This window comes from Streptomyces sp. NRRL F-6492 (genome assembly GCF_001280125.1).
In the GTDB taxonomy this organism is placed as follows: domain Bacteria; phylum Actinomycetota; class Actinomycetes; order Streptomycetales; family Streptomycetaceae; genus Streptomyces.
In genome coordinates, this window is sequence record NZ_LGEG01000226.1 from 38,178 (window position 1) to 57,212 (window position 19,035).

Sequence of the window (19,035 nt, forward strand, 5' to 3'; positions counted from 1 at the left end):
GGGATGAACCCTCCGCCGGGCCGTCGCGTCATGTTCGGCATGAGCACGCAACACCCCACGCCACCTGCGCTGATCCGCATCCCGGTCCGGATCGTCGTGCTCGTGGCCGTCCTGCCGGTCCGCATGGCCTGGGACGCCCTCACCGTGACGGCCCGCCTCCTCGACCGCACCCTGCTCCGCCCGACGGGCCGCGCCCTGGCCGTCGCGGGGGCGTGGCTGGGCCGGGCGCTGTTCGTGTGGCCGTGGGCGGGGCTGTGGCGGTACGTGGTGGTGCCGGTCGCCCGGTACGGGATCGCGGTCCCGGCCGCGTGGCTGTACCGCACGCTCCTGCGCCCGGCCGGTCGCGGCCTGCTCCGGGGCCTCACGGCGGTGGGGGAGGGGCTCGGGCGGTTCCTTCCCCGGCTCGGACGTGCCCTGGCCGCCGGGGCCGGACGACTCGGCCGGGGGCTTGCGTGGCTTTTCAGGGCGGTGTTCGTGTGGCCGTGGGCGGGGCTGTGGCGGTACGTGGTGGTGCCGGTCGCCCGGTACGGGATCGCCGTCCCCGCCGCGTGGCTGTACCGCCGGGCCCTCTCCCCGCTCGGCACCGGCTGCCTCTTCCTCCTGGAGAAGCTGCTGTTCGTCCCCCTCGCCGCGCTCTTCCGGTACGTCCTGCTCCCCCTGCTCCGGTACGGGGTCGCCGTCCCCGCCGTCCGGCTCGACCGGTACGTGCTCACCCCGCTGGGGCGGGGCCTGGGCCGGTTCTTCCGGCGGGCCGGACGGGGTCTCGGTTGGTTCCTCCCCCGGCTGGGCCGCGCGCTGTTCGTGTGGCCGTGGGCGGGGCTGTGGCGGTACGTGGTGGTGCCCGTCGCCCGGTACGGCGTCGCCGTCCCCGCCGGCTGGCTCTGGACCCGGGTCCTCGTGCCCGTCGGACGGGAGGTGCGGGACGCGCTCGCCCTGTGCTGGCGGGTCGCCGGATTCGTGTCGCGGGCCGTCGGCCGGGGGCTCAAGTGGCTCGCGTGGAACCTGCTCGGACGGCCCCTGGTCCGGGTCTGGTGGGGGCTCCGGTGGTGCGGACGGAACCTCGTCGCGCGGCCCTTCGCCCGGGTCCGGGCGTCCGTCGTCCGGCCCGTCGGGCGCTGGGTCCGCGACGCCGTCTCGGCCCCGGCCCGCCAGGCCGCCGTCGAGGCGGGACGCGCCGCGAAGGAGGCGCTCGCCTCGGCCCGCGCCGTCGTCCGGGAGGCCCGCCGGGACGCCTGGCGCGCCCTCGTCGGCTCGGCCCGGCCGGTCGAGCCCCGGGAACCGGAGGCGGCCCGGGCGCGTACTCTGGGTAGTACAACGAACGTCTCCGGCGCGGTGCCTGCCCCCGAGATCTCCCTGCGGAAGCGGGGGTGAACCGGGCGGACCCCCCGAGGCGACCCGCACATCTCGTGGACGGCGCACGCCCGCGCCGCCCCGCAACGAGGAGAAGAACCACTGGGCAAGCGACAGCCCGAAGGCCCGCCGCCCGCACCGGCGGTGCAGCGCATCCGACTGCGCTACACCAAGCGCGGCCGCCTCCGGTTCACCAGCCACCGTGACTTCCAGCGCGCCTTCGAGCGCGCCCTGCGCCGCGCCGAGGTGCCCATGGCGTACTCGGCCGGCTTCACCCCGCACCCCAAGGTGTCGTACGCCAACGCCGCCCCGACGGGTACGGGCTCCGAGGCCGAATACCTGGAGATCGCCCTCACCGAGGCATGCGACCCGGAGACCCTGCGGGCCCTGCTCGACGAGTCCCTCCCGGTCGGCCTCGACATCACCGACGCCGTCGAGGCCCGCACCCCGGGCCTCGCCGACCGGCTCACCGCCTCCGTCTGGGAGCTGCGCCTCGAAGGCGTCGCCCCCGAGGCGGCGGAGAAGGCCGTCGAGACGTTTCTCGCGGCCGAGACCGTGGAAGTACAGCGCAAGACCAAGAACGGCGTCCGCACCTTCGACACCCGTTCGGCGGTCACCGAGCTGACGACCGTCCGCCCCCCGGGCGACCCCCGGGAAGATGGGCCGCTGGACAGCGCCTGTGCGATACTGCGGCTGGTTGTTCGGCACGTGACACCTGCCGTACGACCCGACGACGTCCTGTCCGGTCTCCGAGCCGTGGCCGACCTGGCGCCGCCGGTCCCCGCCGCGGTGACCAGGCTGGCGCAGGGGCCCTTCGACGAGGAGTCCGGCACGGTGACCGACCCGCTCGCGCCCGACCGCGAGGCAGTCACGGCCGCTTCACCCACGGCCGCCGCGACCGCCCCGGCGACGGCGCCGGGTACGGACACCGCGTAGGGAGCGGTCGCCGCAGCGCAGCCCTGGCACTCGGGAGCCACCTGGGTCGGGCCGCGCACTGACCAGAAGACTTTCGCCAGGCCGTCCGCACAGGGCGTACGGAACCGGCGAGCCAGACATACAGCTCCCGTGCGGCGCCCGCGCCCCGGACGGCGGCACCTCGCCACAGGCGTGACCGTGCCGCCGGACCGGAACCAGACGCGGCGCCCGGGAGCGTGACGGGAGAACCCCGCATGCCCGAGACCAACGAAGACACCAATGCCCCCGGTGACAAGCTGCCGCCGCGCCGCAGGCGCCGCGCCGCTTCCCGCCCCGCCGGTCCGCCGGTGACGGACGTGACCGCCGAGACCCCGGCCGCCGACGCGCCGGAGCCCGCCGCGGTCGCCCGGACGGCCCCCGAGCCGGTCGCCGAGACCGCTCCCGAGGCCGCGCCCGCGCCGCGCACCCGCCGCCGCGCCACCCGCAAGGCCACCGCGCCCGCCGCGGAGACGGCCGAGACGGTGGAGGCGGCCGAGACCCCGGCGCAGACGCCCGAGCCGGTCGCGCAGACCGCGCCCGAGGCCGCCGAGGAGGCCCCCGAGGCCGCTCCGGCACGCCCGGCCCGCCGCCGCGCCACCCGCAAGGCCACCGCGCCGGTGACCTCCCCGGCCGAGGCCGCCGGGACCGCCGCTCCCGAGACCGCCGCGCCGGCCGTCGCCGAGCAGCCGGCCGCCGAGGCCGTCGAGGAGGCCGCTCCGCCGGCCCGTACCCGCCGCCGTGCCACCCGCAAGGCCACCGCGCCGGCCGGCGCGCCCGCCGCGGAGACGGCGGAGCCCGCCGTCGCGGCCCCCGCCGCCGAGCCGGTCGCCGAGCCGGTCGCCGGGACCGCCCCGGCCGAGGCCGCTCCCGAGGCCGCGCCCGCGCCGCGCACCCGCCGCCGGGCCACCCGCAAGGCCACCTCCCCCGAGGCGAGCGCCGCGCCCGAGCAGGCCGCCGAGACGCAGGCCGCCGAGACGCAGGCCGCCGAGGCGTCCGTCACCGGTGAGTCGCTGCCGGAGGCCGCCGTCGCGCAGATCGCCGCCGACGAGACCGAGGTCGCCGCCGCCGAGACCGCCGCCACGCGCGGCCGTGGCCGCCGCCGCGTCACCTCGCCGCAGTTCACCTCCGAGCCGGCCCCGGCCCGTGAGCCGCGCCGCGCCGCGCGTCCCGCCGTCGCCGTCTTCCAGGCCCCGGTGTTCGCCGAGCCGATGTTCCAGACCCCGGAGACGGCCGCCGCGGCCGCCGCCGCCGTGCCCGCGGAGCCGGAGACCGACGAGGTCGAGGAGACGGAGGAGACCGTCGAGACGGTCGAGGCCGTGGAGACCGCCGAGCCCGCCGAGGGCGCCGAGCGGCCCGAGTCCGGCTCCCGCCGCCGTCGCCGTCGTCGCGGCGAGCCCGTCGCCGTCGAGCCCGTCCCGGCCACCGTCGCCGACGAGCCCGAGGTCGAGGCCGCCGCCGACGAGGTCGAGGAGGCCGAGGAGACGGACGAGTACGAGGACCGTCCCTCCCGCCGCCGTCGCCGCGGCGGCCGCCGCCGCCGGCGCGGTGAGCTCGCCGAGGTCGAGGAGACCGAGGAGGGCGAGGAGCCGCACGCCGAGGACGAGTCCGAGGAGACCGAGGACGGCGAGGAGGAGTCCGAGGACGCCGACGCCCTCGCCGGCGGCTCCAGCAGCTCCCGTCGCCGTCGCCGTCGCCGCCGTCGCAGCGGGGACGCCTCCGCCGACGCCGAGTCGGGCGACGAGGACGGCGTCCGCACGGTCGTCAAGGTCCGCGAGCCCCGCCCGGCCCGCGAGAAGGCCGAGCCCGGCACCGGCGCCGACGAGGTCCAGTCCATCAAGGGCTCGACCCGTCTGGAGGCCAAGAAGCAGCGCCGCCGCGAAGGCCGCGAGCAGGGCCGCCGCCGCGTCCCGATCATCACCGAGGCCGAGTTCCTCGCCCGCCGCGAGGCCGTCGAGCGCGTCATGGTCGTCCGCCAGAGCGGCGAGCGCACCCAGATCGGCGTCCTGGAAGACGACGTGCTCGTCGAGCACTACGTCAACAAGGAGCAGGCCACCTCGTACGTCGGCAACGTCTACCTGGGCAAGGTCCAGAACGTCCTGCCGTCCATGGAGGCCGCCTTCGTCGACATCGGCAAGGGCCGCAACGCCGTCCTGTACGCCGGCGAGGTCAACTTCGAGGCGCTCGGCATGGGTCACGGCCCGCGCCGCATCGAGTCCGCCCTCAAGTCCGGCCAGTCGGTCCTCGTCCAGGTCACGAAGGACCCGATCGGTCACAAGGGCGCCCGTCTGACCAGCCAGGTCTCCCTGCCCGGCCGCTACCTCGTGTACGTGCCCGAGGGCTCGATGACCGGCATCAGCCGCAAGCTCCCCGACACCGAGCGCGCGCGCCTGAAGACCATCCTCAAGAAGATCGTCCCCGAGGACGCGGGCGTCATCGTGCGCACCGCCGCCGAGGGCGCGAGCGAGGACGAGCTGCGCCGCGACGTCGAGCGCCTGCAGGCGCAGTGGGAGGACATCCAGAAGAAGGCGAAGAGCGGCAACGCCCCGACGCTGCTCTACGGCGAGCCGGACATGACCGTCCGGGTCGTCCGCGACATCTTCAACGAGGACTTCTCCAAGGTCATCGTCAGCGGCGACGACGCGTGGGAGACCATCCACGGGTACGTCGGCCACGTCGCCCCGGACCTGACCGACCGCCTGTCCAAGTGGACCAGCGAGGTCGACGTCTTCGCGACGTACCGGATCGACGAGCAGCTGATGAAGGCGCTCGACCGCAAGGTCTGGCTGCCGTCCGGCGGCTCGCTGGTGATCGACAAGACCGAGGCGATGATCGTCGTCGACGTCAACACCGGCAAGTTCACCGGCCAGGGCGGCAACCTGGAGGAGACCGTCACCAGGAACAACCTGGAGGCGGCCGAGGAGATCGTGCGCCAGCTGCGCCTGCGCGACCTCGGCGGCATCGTCGTCATCGACTTCATCGACATGGTCCTGGAGTCCAACCGCGACCTGGTGCTGCGCCGCCTCCTGGAGTGCCTGGGCCGGGACCGGACCAAGCACCAGGTGGCCGAGGTCACCTCGCTCGGCCTGGTCCAGATGACCCGCAAGCGGGTCGGCCAGGGCCTCCTGGAGTCCTTCTCCGAGACCTGCGTCCACTGCAACGGCCGCGGTGTCATCGTCCACATGGAGCAGCCGACCACCCCCGGCGGCGGTGGCGGCGGCAAGCGCGCGAAGAAGCGCGGCCGCGGCGGTGAGGGGCACGCCCACGAGCACGAGCACGCCGAGGCCGTGGAGTCCGGCGCCGACGCCGAGGTCCAGGAGGTCGAGACCGAGGCCGAGGTCGCCGCGGAGCTGGCCGCCCCGGTGGCCCTGCCGGAGCCGATCGCCCCGGACGAGGAGCTGTACGGCTCCGTCGCCGAGGCGGAGGCGGCCGCCACGCGCGGTCGCGGCCGCCGGCGCGCGACCCGCAGGGTGACCGCCCCGGTCGCCTCGACGCCGGCCGCTCCGGCCCCGGTCGTCGAGACCGTGACCGAGGCCGTCGTGGCCGAGCCCGTCGCCGAGCCGGCCGCCGGGCCCGAGGCCGTCGAGCCCGCTCCCGTCGAGGCCGAGGTCGTGACCGGGGCCGTGGTCGAGGAGCCCGCCGCCCCGGCCCCGCGCGGCCGCCGCCGTGCCACCCGCCGGGCGACCTCCCCGGTCGTCTCGACCACGGAGTCGGCCGAGCCGGTCACCGTCGTGGAGACCGAGGCCGTCGTGGCGCCCGTCGTGGAGCCGGAGCCCGTCGCGGCCGAGGAGTCCGCCCCGGAGCCGGCCGCCGGGCCCGCCGCCGAGGAGGCCCCCGTGGCCGCCCCGCCGCGCGCCCGTCGCCGGGTGGTCCGCAAGGCCACCGCCCCGGCCGGTTCGCCCGCGGGCGCCGAGGAGGCCGCCGTCGTCGTGGTCGCCGCGGCCCCGGCCGAGGAGACCGGCGCCACCGAGGCCGAGGCCGAGCCCGCCCCCGCCAAGAAGACGGCGGCGCGCAAGACCACGGCGAAGAAGGCCACGGCCAAGAAGGCCGCCATCAAGAAGACGGCGGCGACCAAGAAGACCGCGGCGAAGAAGACGACGACCGCCAAGAAGGCCACGGCCAAGAAGGCGGCGGAGAAGACCTCCGCCCCGGCCCAGGACTGACCGGCGGGTACGGGCCGCCCCCTCCGTCGCGGAGGGGGCGGCCCGTACCGCTCGGGCGAATTTGACCCCCGGTGTCGACCGCCCGTAACCTAGACCGTCGGCGTGTCTGTCGAGACGCCGCGCCTCTGAGCACCTCCCTCCCGCTCGTCGGGAGAGGCCGCTCGTCCGATTCCGGAACGCCGCGGGCCCCCGGGCCCGTGTGAGCGGCTGGCTTCAGAGGTTTCGATCCCGAGTGAGAGAGAGATCCGCGTGTACGCCATCGTGCGCAGCGGTGGTCGCCAGCACAAGGTTGCTGTCGGCGACATCGTTGAGGTTGACAAGATTTCCACTGCCAAGGTTGGCGACACGGTCGAGCTCTCGACCCTGCTCGTTGTCGACGGCGACGCCGTGACCAGCGACCCGTGGGTCCTGGACGGCATCAAGGTCACGGCCGAGGTCGTGGACCACCACAAGGGCGCCAAGATCGACATCCTGCGCTACAAGAACAAGACCGGCTACCGCCGTCGCCAGGGTCACCGTCAGCAGTACACGGCGATCAAGGTCACCGGTATCCCCGCGGCTGCGAAGTAAGAGGGACTGAGACATGGCACACAAGAAGGGCGCATCGTCCACCCGGAACGGGCGCGACTCCAATGCCCAGCGGCTCGGCGTGAAGCGCTTCGGCGGTCAGGTCGTCAACGCGGGTGAGATCCTGGTCCGCCAGCGTGGCACCCACTTCCACCCCGGCGCGGGCGTCGGCCGTGGCGGCGACGACACGCTGTTCGCCCTGCAGGCCGGTTCGGTGCAGTTCGGCACCCACCGTGGCCGCAAGGTCGTGAACATCGTTCCGGTCGCCTGATCGGATCTTTCGCGGAGGCGGACCTCACTTCCCGGCAAGGGAAGCGGGTCCGCCTTTCGCGTGTTACTAGATAGACATTCCGTACGTAATAAATGGAGGCACCCCCATGACCACCTTCGTGGACCGCGTCGAGCTGCACGTCGCCGCGGGTAACGGAGGCCACGGCTGCGCCTCCGTCCATCGCGAGAAGTTCAAGCCGCTCGGCGGACCCGACGGCGGCAACGGCGGCCGCGGCGGCGACGTGATCCTGGTCGTCGACCAGGCGGTCACGACCCTCCTGGACTACCACCACTCCCCGCACCGCAAGGCCACCAACGGCCAGCCCGGCGCCGGCGACAACCGCTCCGGCAAGGACGGCCAGGACCTGGTCCTGACCGTGCCCGACGGCACCGTCGTCCTCGACAAGCAGGGCGACGTCCTCGCGGACCTGGTCGGCCAGGGCACCACCTTCGTCGCGGGCCAGGGCGGCCGCGGCGGCCTCGGCAACGCGGCGCTGTCCTCCGCGCGCCGCAAGGCCCCCGGCTTCGCGCTCCTCGGCGAGCCCGGCGAGGCCCGGGACGTCGTCCTGGAGCTCAAGACCGTCGCCGACGTGGCCCTCGTCGGCTACCCGAGCGCCGGCAAGTCCTCGCTGATCTCGGTCCTGTCGGCCGCCAAGCCGAAGATCGCGGACTACCCCTTCACCACGCTCGTCCCGAACCTGGGCGTCGTCACCGCCGGCTCGACCGTCTACACCATCGCCGACGTCCCGGGCCTGATCCCGGGCGCCAGCCAGGGCCGCGGCCTGGGCCTGGAGTTCCTCCGCCACGTGGAGCGCTGCTCGGTCCTCGTCCACGTCCTGGACACGGCGACGCTGGAGTCCGACCGCGACCCGGTCTCCGACCTCGACATCATCGAGGAGGAGCTGAGGCAGTACGGCGGCCTGGAGGACCGGCCCCGGATCGTCGTCCTCAACAAGATCGACATCCCGGACGGCCAGGACCTCGCGGACATGATCCGCCCGGACCTGGAGGAGCGCGGCTACCAGGTGTTCGAGGTCTCCGCCGTGGCCCGCACCGGTCTCAAGGAGCTCTCCTTCGCCCTCGCCGGCATCGTGGGCGAGGCGCGCGCGGCCAAGCCGAAGGAGGAGGCGACCCGGATCGTCATCCGCCCGAAGGCCGTCGACGAGAGCGGCTTCACGGTCACCTACGACGAGGCCGAGGAGGTGTACCGGGTGCGCGGCGAGAAGCCGGAGCGCTGGGTCCGCCAGACCGACTTCAACAACGACGAGGCCGTGGGCTACCTGGCCGACCGCCTCAACCGCCTCGGCGTCGAGGACGCCCTGATGAAGGCGGGCGCCCGCGCGGGCGACGGCGTCGCCATCGGCTCCGAGGAGAACGCGGTCGTCTTCGACTGGGAGCCCAGCATGATGGCCGGTGCCGAGATGCTCGGCCGCCGTGGCGAGGACCACCGTCTGGAGGCCCCGCGGCCCGCGGCGCAGCGCCGCCGGGACCGGGACGCGGAGCGCGCCGACCCGCAGCGCGAGTTCGACGAGTTCAACCCGTTCTGACGGACCCCCGCCCCGTTCCGACGGGGTGGGGAGCCCCTCGGCCGGCCGCGGGCCGGGCCGGGGGGCTCCCGTAGGATCCTGACCGTGAGTACCGTTCCCCCGCCCGAGACCGCAGGCAGGCTCAGCGTCGTCGTCATCGCCCACAACGACGAGGAGCTGGTCGGCGAAGCCATCAGGTCCGCGCTCGACCAGGGGCCCGTGGTGGCCGAGGTCGTGGCGGTCGACGACTGCTCCGGCGACGGCACGGCGCGGGTGCTCGACGAGCTGGCCGCCCTGCACCCCCGGCTGCGGGTGGTGCACCGCACGGAGAACAGCGGCGGCTGCGGCACCCCGCGCAACGACGGCGTCCGGGCCGCCACCGCCCCGTACGTCATGTTCCTCGACAGCGACGACGTCCTGCCGGCCGGCGCCGCCGAGGCCCTGGTCGCCGCGGCGGAGCAGCACCGGGCCCCCGTCGCCGTCGGCGTCTGCGTGCGCCGTGAACTCCCCGAGGGCAGGGACGTGCGCTGGCAGCCCGGCCTCTACCGGGAACCGGCCGTCCTGGAGACGCCGGAGGAGCTGCGCCCCCTCGTCCACGACACCCTCTGCGTCAACAAGGTCTACGACCGCGCCTTCCTCGACGCGCACGGCATCCGCTTCCCCGACGGCCGGTTCGTCTACGAGGACTTCCTCTTCACCGCCCGGGTGTACGCCGCCGCCCCCCGCGTCGCCGTGATCCCCGACACCGTCTACGTCTGGCACGTCCGCCGGACCGCCGCCCGGCTGTCGATCTCCCTCGACCGGCAGGGCGTCTCCAACTGGCGGGCCCGGATCGCCGCCCACCGCGCGGCCGTCGAGACCTTCGCGGAGGCGGGACGGACGGAACTCGCCGCCGCCTGCCGCACCAAGTTCCTCGAACACGACCTGCGGATGTACGCCAGGGACCTGCGGCTGCGCGACGCCGACCACCGCGCCGAGTGGTGGACGGTCACCCGCGAGCACCTGGCCGGCTTCCGGGAGCCGGAGATCTCCGCCGCCGTCGCCCCCGCCCGCTGGGCCGCCCGCTTCCTGCTGGCCGCCGAGGAGCCGCGCGACCTGCTCCGGCTGTCCCGGCTGTGCGCCGCCCCGGCCCGGCTGCTCCCGCCGTACGCCGGCACCCGCGCCGCCGCCGTCTGGTCCGAGGACCTGCCGGAGGCCCGCCTCGACGGCATGGACCGGCTCCCGCTGGACGAGCTGCCGCTCGTCGTCGACGCCGTCCTGCGCACCGGTGACGGCGGCGACCTGCGCTTCACGGTGCGGGACCTGTACGGACGGCTGGCCGAGGCCCGCCCCCGCATCGCCGAGCTCGCCTTCCTGCCGCGCGGAGACGCCGAGCCCGCCCGTACCGAGCGGGTCGAACTGAGCCCCGCGACCGGGGCGGAGGGGACGGAGGGCGGCTGGACGGCCCGGGTCCCCGTCCGGTTCACCGGCCTCGCCGGAGCCGGGCGGCGGCGCGGCCGCCAGGGCGTCCAGATGTGGGACGTCACCGCCACGGTGACCTGTGCGAACGGCGAGTCGTACACCACCTCGCTCCGGCCGCCGGACGGATCCCAGCGGCGGTCGGTCCTCCCGAGCAGCCGGTACGGTGTACTTCTGGTGCAGCAGTACGCCACGGCGAACGGCTCACTGGCGGTACGGATCGCGCCCGGTGCCCGGGACGGTTTCCGGGCGGTCGGAGCGCGGATCCGCCGGCTCGTCCGCAGTTCTCAGTGAAAGGGTTGGGGCGCTATGACTTATCTGATCACCGGTGGCGCCGGATACATCGGCTCGCACGTGGTCCGCGCCATGACACAGGCGGGTGAGCGGGTCGTCGTCCTCGACGACCTGTCCACGGGTGACGAGTCGCGGGTGCCGGAGGGCGTGCCCCTGGTGGTCGGTTCGACGCTCGACCGCGAGGTCCTGGACCGCACGATCGCCGAGCACGGCGTGACCGGCGTCGTCCACCTCGCCGCCAAGAAGCAGGTCGGCGAGTCCGTCGAACTGCCGCTGCACTACTACCGCGAGAACGTCACCGGCCTCACGGTCCTCCTGGAGGCCGTCGCCGCCGCGGGCGTGCGCAACTTCCTCTTCTCCTCCTCCGCCGCCGTCTACGGCATGCCGGACGTCGACCTCGTCACCGAGGAGACCCCGTGCCTGCCGCTGAGCCCGTACGGCGAGACGAAGCTGGCGGGCGAGTGGCTGGTCCGCGCGGCGGGCGCCGCCCACGGCATCTCCACGGCCTGCCTGCGCTACTTCAACGTGGCCGGCGCCGCGACCCCCGAGCTGGCGGACACCGGGGTCTACAACCTGGTCCCGATGGTCTTCGAGCGCCTGGACGCGGGGGAGTCCCCGCGGGTCTTCGGCGACGACTACGACACCCCCGACGGCACCTGCGTCCGCGACTACATCCACGTCGAGGACCTGGCCGACGCGCACCTCGTCGCCGCGCGCAAGCTCGCGGAGTGGGCCGAGGCGGGCGAGCCGCGCGACCTGACCGTCAACATCGGCCGCGGCGAGGGCGTCTCCGTCACCGAGATGGTCGCGCTGATCAACGAGATCACCGGTCACACCACCGAGCCCCTCGTCACCCCGCGCCGTCCCGGCGACCCCGCCCGGGTCGTGGCCTCCGCCGACCGCATCGCCGCCGAGCTGGGCTGGAAGTCCCGCCACGACGTGCGCGACATGATCGGCTCGGCCTGGGCCGGCTGGGTCGCGAACCGCGCGGTCCCCGTCGGCGGCTGACCGGCCCGCCGTCACCGACGACGTACCCGTACCCGTACCCGTACACGGGAACGCCCGGCCGGAAGAATCCGGCCGGGCGTTCCCGTGAGTGCTTTTCGCGGACCCGGTCGCGCGGACCCGGTCGTTCGGACCTAGTCGCTCAGGAGGGCGAAGAGGTTCTCCCAGCGGCTCATGACCTCGTCGACCGAGTACCGCTGGATGTCGGCGCGGGCGCGCTCGCCCATGTCGTCCCGCAGGTCCTTGTCCGACATCAGCTCGTCGAGCCGGCGCGCGAACTCGCTCGTGTTGCCCGGCGACACGACGAGGCCGTTCTCGCCGTCCGTGATGATCTCCCGGACACCGGGGGCCACGTTGAAGGCGACGCAGGGCACGGCCGTGGCCATGGCCTCCATCAGCGCGAGGGGGAAGCCCTCGCCGCGCGAGGAGAGCGCGAAGAGCGAGCTCTCCCGGAGCGCGCCCGCGACGTCGCTGGTGCGCCCCATCCACTCCACGGAGCCGGTGACGCCCAGGCTCTCGCACTGCTGCCTGAGCGTCTCCTCCTCCTCGCCGGAGCCGTACACGCGCAGGGTCCAGTCGGGGTGGCGCGGGGCCACCTCGGCCCAGGCGTCGAGCAGCATGTCGACGCCCTTCTCCTCGTGCAGCCGCCCGATGCTGACCACCCGCTTGGCGGTGCGGGGGGACGGCTCCTCGGGGAAGAAGGGCAGCGGGTTCGGCATGGAGGAGACGTTGTCGAAGCGCTGGCCGATCCACAGGTCGGCGTCCTCACGGGTCAGCGTGAGCATCCGGTCGACGCCCTTGTAGTACTTCTTGACCCGGTGGAAGCGCGAGGACGCGCGGCAGGTCTGGAAGGACTCGTGGCTCATGCCGATCACCCGCAGGCCGGAGGTGTCCGCGAGCGCGACCCACTCCATCGCCCACACCTGCGTCACGATGACGACGGCGCCGGGACGGGCGGCCCGGAACAGCCGGGTGAGCTTCGCGGCCTGCTCGGCCATGCCCGCCTCGCGCGCGGCCCTGCGCCGGCGCTCGACCAGGTCGAGCTTGCCCTTGAGGCCGCGCAGCGACTTCAGGCTCGGCGGGTGGACGTCGTACAGCGTGGTGGTGCGGTAGGGCAGGTCGTCGCCGAGGTCGGCGCGCCGGTTCTCGGGGACGGGGACCACGCCCACCACGTGGACCGTGTGGCCGCGCTCCGAGAAGAGGCGGGCGACCTGGTGCGACCAGCTGGTGATGCCGCCCAGTTCGTCGACGCTGTTGGAGACGATGAAGATGTCCCGCGTGCCGGCGTTCCGCGCGGTCCCGGGCTCGGTCGTCAGGGTGCTGGTCGGGTTGGACATCAACGGCTCCACCGGGACGAGAAGAACTGATCGACGACGGTCTTGGCGGCGTTGCCCCGGTCGTACTCGCCGAACTCGGCGACGAAGGCCTTGCGCACGTCGGCGTACTCCCGGTCCTGCGCCTCCAGGCTCCGCAGCTCCTCGAAGAACTCGTCCTCCGTGCGGAAGACGGGCCCGGGGGCCTTCTCCAGGAGGTCGAAGTAGGTGCCCCGGCCCTCGTGGACGTAGTTCTCGTAGTCGTACGTGAAGAAGAGCATCGGCCGGTCGAGCAGCGCGTAGTCGAACATCACGGAGGAGTAGTCCGTGATCAGGGCGTCGGCGAGCTCCATGAACGGCATCACGTCGTGGTACTTGGAGACGTCGATGACCTTGCCCTCGACCTCGGGCGGCAGCGTCACGTGGTTGAGGTAGTGCGCGCGCACCAGCAGGACGTAGCGGTCGCCGAACTCCTCGGCGAAGGCCTCCACGTCGAACGGCAGCTGGAAGCGGCTCGCCCCGCGCCCCGCCGTGCGGAACGTGGGGGCGTACAGCAGGACGGTCTTGTCCGCCGGGATGCCCAGCTCCTCGGCGAGCGGTCCGCGGCCCCGGGAGCCGGTCTCCTCCTCGCGCAGCCGCGCCTGGACGAGCACGTCGTTGCGCGGGTAGCCGGCGCGCAGCAGCACCCGGTCCTTCAGCCGGAAGGCCTTGGCCAGCGTGCGGACGTCGTGCTCCGTGCGCACCAGGAAGTGGTCGAAGCGGTCCAGGTACCTCTGCTCCGACGCCTGCTGCTGACGGGTCTTCGCCTTGAGGGAGGGCTGGTCGAAGCCCATCTTCTTCAGGGCGGAGCCGTGCCAGGTCTGGATGTACGTGGTCTCGGGGCGCTTGGCGAGACGGAGCGGGTAGCTCTGGTTGTCCACCCAGAACTCGGCCCGCGCCAGGGCCTTCAGATACGGCATCGACCAGCGGCGCACCAGCTCGACGCCCTCGGGGAAGCCGGTCGGCGTCCCCGAGTACGACCAGACGGCGTCGAACTGGAGGCCCTGCCGGACCATCTCCTCGTAGATCGCGCGCGGGCTGTCGCTGTACTGCTTGCCGAGGTGGCTCTCGAAGACGACGGTCCGCTTCTTCACGGGCAGCCGGCTGTAGACCTCGTGGTAGAGCCGCAGCTTCGTCTCGTCGGACTTGAGCGTCTTGCGCAGTTCCTTGGCCTTGCGGTAGCCGGACTTCGCCAGCTTGCCGGGCTTGCCGCGCACCCCGCGCCGGATCAGCTCCTGGATCCGATCGCTGTTCTGCCGGCTGGACACCAGGCGGAAGGCGAGGTGGCCCTTGGCGGTGGCGTGCGGCTCTATGCGGTCGGCGACCAGGCGGGTCAGCCGGGGCTTGATCGGGAACGCCTCGCCGCCGAGGTCGGGGTCCTCGATGGTGAGCCGGGTCCGGGTGCGCTTGTCGTCGACGTCCAGGTCGAGCCGGACGTCCCAGACGGAGTCGATGACGCCGAGCGGGCGCAGTCCGGCACCGAGGTCGGCCTCGGCCTCCCAGTACACGCTCCGGCCCTCGTGGCGGATCGTCCGGACGGGGAAGACGAAGGTCTGCAGGCTGCGGCGGCGCGCCCGGAACTCCAGCTGTCCCTTGAGCCGGGCCTCCGACGGAATGACGCCGAGCGGGTTGTTGATCCGGCCGGAGAGCCGGACGGTGCCCCCGGACTGCTCGTACGTGGTCAGCAGGTTGCGCAGGAAGAGCTTGTTGATCGGCTTCCTGTGGTACCCGAAGTCGGTGACGTCCAGGACCTTGCGGCCGAACTCGTCGTCGAGGTGCTCGGCGCACCAGTAGACGCGCTCGTCCTCCTCGAAGAGCGGGGCGGACACCTTGTCGCGGTGGAACAGGGTGTCCACGGCGGGCAGCAGGTTGTCCCAGTCGCCCTTCTCCAGCAGGTACGCGCAGATCGACTGGATCCGCTGGGCCTTGAAGTACGCCTCGCGGTCCAGCCCCTGGAGGTAGTCGCGGGAGAGCTCGGCGAATTCGCGGCGGAAGGATTCGTCACGGAAGGGCAGGTCGCGGAGGTGCAGGACCAGGTCGTGCTTGAGGAACTTGACGTCCTTCGCCTGCCGGAGCACGTCCATGCCGTGCTCGTCGAGCAGCGCGTCGATCCGGCGGTGGATCTCCAGCCGGTGGATGTAGTTCGTCATCTCGTGCCGGCGGTTGGTCACCGACTTGACCTGGGCGTTCTGGTGGACGTGCCAGAAGTAGACCTGGTTCGGGATGAGGGTGATCTTCTTCGCGGCGAGGTACGCCTCCGCGATGAACATCAGGTCCTCGTAGAACATCCCCTTGGGGAAGCGGAGGTCGTTCTCCAGGAGGAAGTCGCGGCGGTAGCACTTGTTGGTCGAGAGCGTGTCCCAGACGAAGAGGTCGGGGAGTTCGGCGACCGACTCGATCGTGCGCGTCTGGCGGTAGAGCCAGGCGTACCACTCGTCGCGCTTCTGGTTGGCGGTGTCCTTGTGGAGGCGCACGCACAGGCCCGAGACCATGTCGGCCCCGGTCTCCTCGGCGGCCGAGACCATGTTGAGGCAGGCGTTGAGCTCCAACACGTCGTCGCTGTCGAGGAACATGACGTAGCGGCCCCGCGCGTGGCCGATGCCGACGTTGCGGGGCTCACCGCCCGCTCCGCTGTTCTCGGGCAGCTGGTACGCACGGACCAGGTCGGGGTGCGCCGCTGCCAGGTTCTGGGCGACCGTGAAGGTGTCGTCGCTGCTGCAGTCGTCGACGATCACCACTTCGACGCTCTTCAGGGTCTGGTCCAGTACGGACTGGACAGCAGCCGGAAGACGCTCCGCATCGTTGTAGGCGATGACGATCACTGAGACGTCAGGCACTGGCACCTCGATCCACTTTTCATTCCTTCAGACACCCCCAAGCTACCTGGTGTCGGCAAGCCGTTCGGCCAGGCCTCCGGCCGGGGCGGAGGCGCTCGTCCCCCATCGTTACCGGTTCGCAAGCGAATGCGCCGCAACCGGTGGGGCGGGGCCGGAATCCCGCCGTACGGCGGGATGTCACCGACGCCCGCACATGTCGCCAGAATCTACCGCAGACGCCCCCACACCCCGTCTGACCGGGTGATCGGGAACACGTCCCACCGAGGGGCGGACCTCCTCAGGACCGGGTGACGCGGCTCACGCCGTAGTACCGGGAGGCGCACTGGGCCACCCAGTCCCTCGGATAGGCGGTGGTGAAGAACGGCTCGGCCAGCCGTCCGATCGGCAGCGGGCGGTAGGCCACCTCGCGGGCGCCGTCCGCGGCCTCGGAGCGGATGCGGGCGTCCTGCCGGTCCCACGCCAGGCTCCGGGCCACGGTCGCGGTCGTCAGGTCCCGCACCGGGGACACCAGGGCGGCGACGCAGACGACGGTGGACGCGCCGGCGGCGACGAGGACCGCGACGCGGGCGGCCGCGATCCGGGGGGCGGGGGCGCCGGGACTGAGGAGGCCGCCGGGGCCGGCGCCGTCGGAGGGGGCGGTGAGGCGGCGCCCCAGCAGGAGGCCGAGGCCGGTGCCGTACGCGCAGAGCACCGGCAGGAGCGGGACGAGGAAGCTCGTCCAGGTGCGGGCGTACGTCCAGCCGGTCACGCCGTAGCCGCTGCGCAGCCCGTAGACGACGGCCAGGCTCGCGAGGGCGATCAGCGGCAGCGGCGAGAGCGCCGCGACCAGGAGCACCGGGCGCCGGGACGGTCCGGCGGCGGGACGGGTGCGAGCGGGAGCCCGGGTGCCGGCGCGGGTCCGGGCGCGGGCGCCGAGGAAGGCCGTGCCCAGGCCCAGGAGCACCCCCGCGGTGACGGCCCCCAGGTACGCCCACTGGCCCCCGACGGTCTGCCAGACGCGCCACCAGTCGTGGAACGTCTCTCCCACCTCCGCCGCCGACAGCGGCTCCGGCGGATGCTGGGCGCGCCGCCACCGCGCACCGGGCGAGGTGGAGAGCAGGAGCAGGCCCGCGGCGAGCCCCAGACAGGCCGCCGCGCACCACGTCGACGCGTACCGGTCCTTCGTCCATCCGAACCGGGGCAGGCACATGAGCCCGACGGCGACCGCGGCCACCCCGCCCACCAGGGCGAACGGCTCGCTGAGCATGCCGACCGCCGTCCCGGCCAGGAGGGCCCCGCCCGCCGAGACGGTCCGGGCCCGGGGCCCGCCGCGCGCGGCCCGCACGGCGCCGAGCACGGCCCAGAGGCCGATCACGCTCGGCAGGGTGTGGGAGATGGTCGCCGGGGCCCAGAGCAGCACCTGGTAGGAGCGGGTTCCCGCGAAGAACAGCAGCGCTTCGAGGACCAGGACCGCCGCCGCGGTCGCCACCGCCGGGAACGGCAGGCGCAGCGCCCGCAGCGCCTCCCGGGCGAGGAGGAACAGCGCCGCTCCCAGCGCCACCACCAGGAAGGCGGGCAGCAGCTTCGGCCCCCGCATGCCGTCGGAGTAGACCAGGCCGGTCAGGAAGGCGTTGGTGACGCGGCCGTTCTGGGTGAGGTAGAAGTCCGAGGTGATCCCCAGGACGCCCATGTCCCGCGCCTTCCAGAGGGCGCACCAGTCGTCGGACGTGGGGCGCGCGTAGAGGCCGAGGAAGGCGCCGACCGAGAGCAGCGCCGCCGCTCCGGCGGCGACGACGAGCGCGACCGCGCCCGGGGCCCGGGAGGGGCCGCCCCTCCCGGCGGTCCCGCCCTCCGCTCCGTCCTCCGGCATGCGTGCCTCGCCGCGCTCCGAGATGGTCGTCCTGCTCACCGGTGATCGATCCCCCTGGCCCGAGGTCTCCCCCGGTCGCCCCTATGGGTGACCGGCGAGTGAAAATGCCGCGTATACCAATATCTTGCCCCCATGCTTTGCTGCATGGACGACATGCCGACCGGGGGCGGCCACTCGCGGGACGCCGGGTCGCCACCGTCGCTCCGTACCGTGGCCCCGCTGCTCGAAGGCGAGTTCGGTGGTGGTCCTTCAGGACGTACGCTTGCCCATCTCTCTGGAGTGACCGTTCCATGACCAGGCTTTCCGTCGTCGTCCCCTGCTTCAACGAGGAGGACGTCGTCGAGCGGTTCGACGCGCGGATGCGCCAGGTGCTCGACACCCTCCCGGTCGGCTACGAGATCTGCTACGTGGACGACGGAAGCTCCGACGGAACGCTGGGCAAGCTGCGGGAGATCGCCGCCCGCCACCCGCACCGCACCCAGTACGCCTCCTTCAGCCGCAACTTCGGCAAGGAGGCCGCCATGCTCGCGGGCCTGCGCAAGTCCGCGGGCGACGCCGTGGTCATCATGGACGCCGACCTCCAGCACCCGCCCGAGCTGCTCGGACGCATGCTCGACCTCTACCACCAGGGCCACGACCAGGTGATGGCGCGGCGCACCCGCGACGGGGACAAGAGGATCCGCAGCGCCCTCAGCCGCGTCTACTACCGGGCCGTCAACCGCTGGGTGGACGTGGAACTCACCGACGGCGTCGGCGACTTCCGGCTGCTCTCCCGCCCTGCCGTCGACGCCCTGCTCTCGCTGCCCGAGTACAACCGCTTCTCCAAGGGGCTGTTCTCCTGGATCGGCTTCGACACCGCCACCTTCGACTACCAGAACGCCGCGCGCGAGGGCGGCGAGACGAAGTGGAAGTTCAGCTCGCTGGTCAACTACGGCATGGACGGGCTGATCTCCTTCAACAACCGTCCGCTGCGCATCGCCCTCTGGCTCGGCATGATGCTGACCGGCCTCGCCGCCGTGTACGCGGTCTGGGTGACCGCCGCCGCCCTCTCCCAGGGCGTCACCGCCCCCGGCTACGTCACCCTGGTCGCCATCATCGTGGGGCTCGGGGGCGTGCAGATGGTGATGCTGGGGCTGATCGGCGAGTACATCGGCCGCATCTACTACGAGACCAAGCGCCGGCCGCACTTCCTCGTGAAGGAGACCCACCGCTCCTTCGGCCGCGCGGCCGCCGAACGCGCCGCCGCCGAACGCATCCGCGTCACCACGGCGGAGAGGGAGCGCTGATGGGGGCGGGGGGCGGCGGGGCGACCGGCCCCGCCGGGCGGGAGCGGCGGAAGCGGGGACAGGCGCGCGGGCGGGAGCGGCGGGTACAGGGTGAGGCGCGCGGGCGGGAGCGGCGGGTACAGGGGGA

Annotated in this window: 12 protein-coding genes; 9 read left to right on the forward strand and 3 right to left on the reverse strand. The window is 73.3% G+C overall.

The genetic code is table 11. The annotated features are described in order from the left end of the window. The first annotated feature begins 39 nt into the window (after positions 1–39). The 8 genes from ADL08_RS21660 to galE all read left to right on the forward strand — a co-directional run bounded on the left by ADL08_RS21660 (position 40) and on the right by galE (position 11,587). On the forward strand, positions 40–1,371 hold the full coding sequence (locus ADL08_RS21660) for a hypothetical protein (RefSeq protein ID WP_159043066.1): 1,332 nt from the start codon (positions 40–42) through the stop codon (positions 1,369–1,371). A gap of 123 nt (positions 1,372–1,494) precedes the next feature. Beyond that, positions 1,495–2,286 (forward strand): TIGR03936 family radical SAM-associated protein, encoded by a 792-nt coding sequence (locus tag ADL08_RS21665; protein ID WP_053645492.1) that lies wholly within the window; start codon positions 1,495–1,497, stop codon positions 2,284–2,286. A 233-nt stretch (positions 2,287–2,519) separates the two neighbouring features. Beyond that, the gene (locus ADL08_RS21670) at positions 2,520–6,464 is read left to right on the forward strand and encodes an Rne/Rng family ribonuclease (RefSeq protein WP_053645494.1); all 3,945 of its coding nucleotides are present in this window, start codon (positions 2,520–2,522) and stop codon (positions 6,462–6,464) included. A gap of 249 nt (positions 6,465–6,713) precedes the next feature. Beyond that, positions 6,714–7,034, forward strand: a complete 321-nt coding sequence (gene rplU / locus ADL08_RS21675) for a 50S ribosomal protein L21 (RefSeq protein WP_018487143.1) — start codon at positions 6,714–6,716, stop codon at positions 7,032–7,034. Between the two features lie 13 nt (positions 7,035–7,047). Continuing rightward, positions 7,048–7,302: a 50S ribosomal protein L27 gene (gene rpmA / locus ADL08_RS21680; RefSeq protein WP_010041940.1), complete on the forward strand. Its 255-nt coding sequence runs from the start codon at positions 7,048–7,050 to the stop codon at positions 7,300–7,302. Positions 7,303–7,408: 106 nt separating this feature from the next. After that, positions 7,409–8,848 (forward strand): GTPase ObgE, encoded by a 1,440-nt coding sequence (gene obgE / locus ADL08_RS21685; protein ID WP_053645497.1) that lies wholly within the window; start codon positions 7,409–7,411, stop codon positions 8,846–8,848. Between the two features lie 84 nt (positions 8,849–8,932). Then, positions 8,933–10,579 carry a glycosyltransferase family 2 protein gene (locus ADL08_RS21690; RefSeq protein ID WP_053645498.1) on the forward strand — a complete coding sequence of 549 codons (1,647 nt, stop codon included), beginning with the start codon at positions 8,933–8,935 and terminating at the stop codon, positions 10,577–10,579. A gap of 15 nt (positions 10,580–10,594) precedes the next feature. Then, positions 10,595–11,587, forward strand: coding sequence for a UDP-glucose 4-epimerase GalE (gene galE / locus ADL08_RS21695; protein ID WP_053645500.1), 993 nt, complete (start codon positions 10,595–10,597; stop codon positions 11,585–11,587). A gap of 131 nt (positions 11,588–11,718) precedes the next feature. On the opposite strand, the gene ADL08_RS21700 is transcribed toward galE, so the two are convergent. The 3 genes from ADL08_RS21700 to ADL08_RS21710 form a co-directional block, all read right to left on the reverse strand. Beyond that, complete coding sequence (locus ADL08_RS21700) at positions 11,719–12,921, reverse strand: glycosyltransferase family 4 protein (protein ID WP_053645502.1); 1,203 nt, start codon at positions 12,919–12,921, stop codon at positions 11,719–11,721. Further along, complete coding sequence (locus ADL08_RS21705) at positions 12,921–15,773, reverse strand: bifunctional glycosyltransferase/CDP-glycerol:glycerophosphate glycerophosphotransferase (RefSeq protein ID WP_199837056.1); 2,853 nt, start codon at positions 15,771–15,773, stop codon at positions 12,921–12,923. Before ADL08_RS21705 ends, ADL08_RS21700 begins: the two co-directional genes overlap by 1 nt. A gap of 277 nt (positions 15,774–16,050) precedes the next feature. Beyond that, positions 16,051–17,661, reverse strand: coding sequence for a hypothetical protein (locus tag ADL08_RS21710; RefSeq protein WP_053645506.1), 1,611 nt, complete (start codon positions 17,659–17,661; stop codon positions 16,051–16,053). Positions 17,662–17,912: 251 nt separating this feature from the next. On the opposite strand from ADL08_RS21710, the gene ADL08_RS21715 reads away from it, so the two are divergent. Beyond that, positions 17,913–18,908, forward strand: a complete 996-nt coding sequence (locus ADL08_RS21715) for a glycosyltransferase family 2 protein (RefSeq protein ID WP_053645508.1) — start codon at positions 17,913–17,915, stop codon at positions 18,906–18,908. The last annotated feature ends 127 nt before the right edge of the window (positions 18,909–19,035 follow it).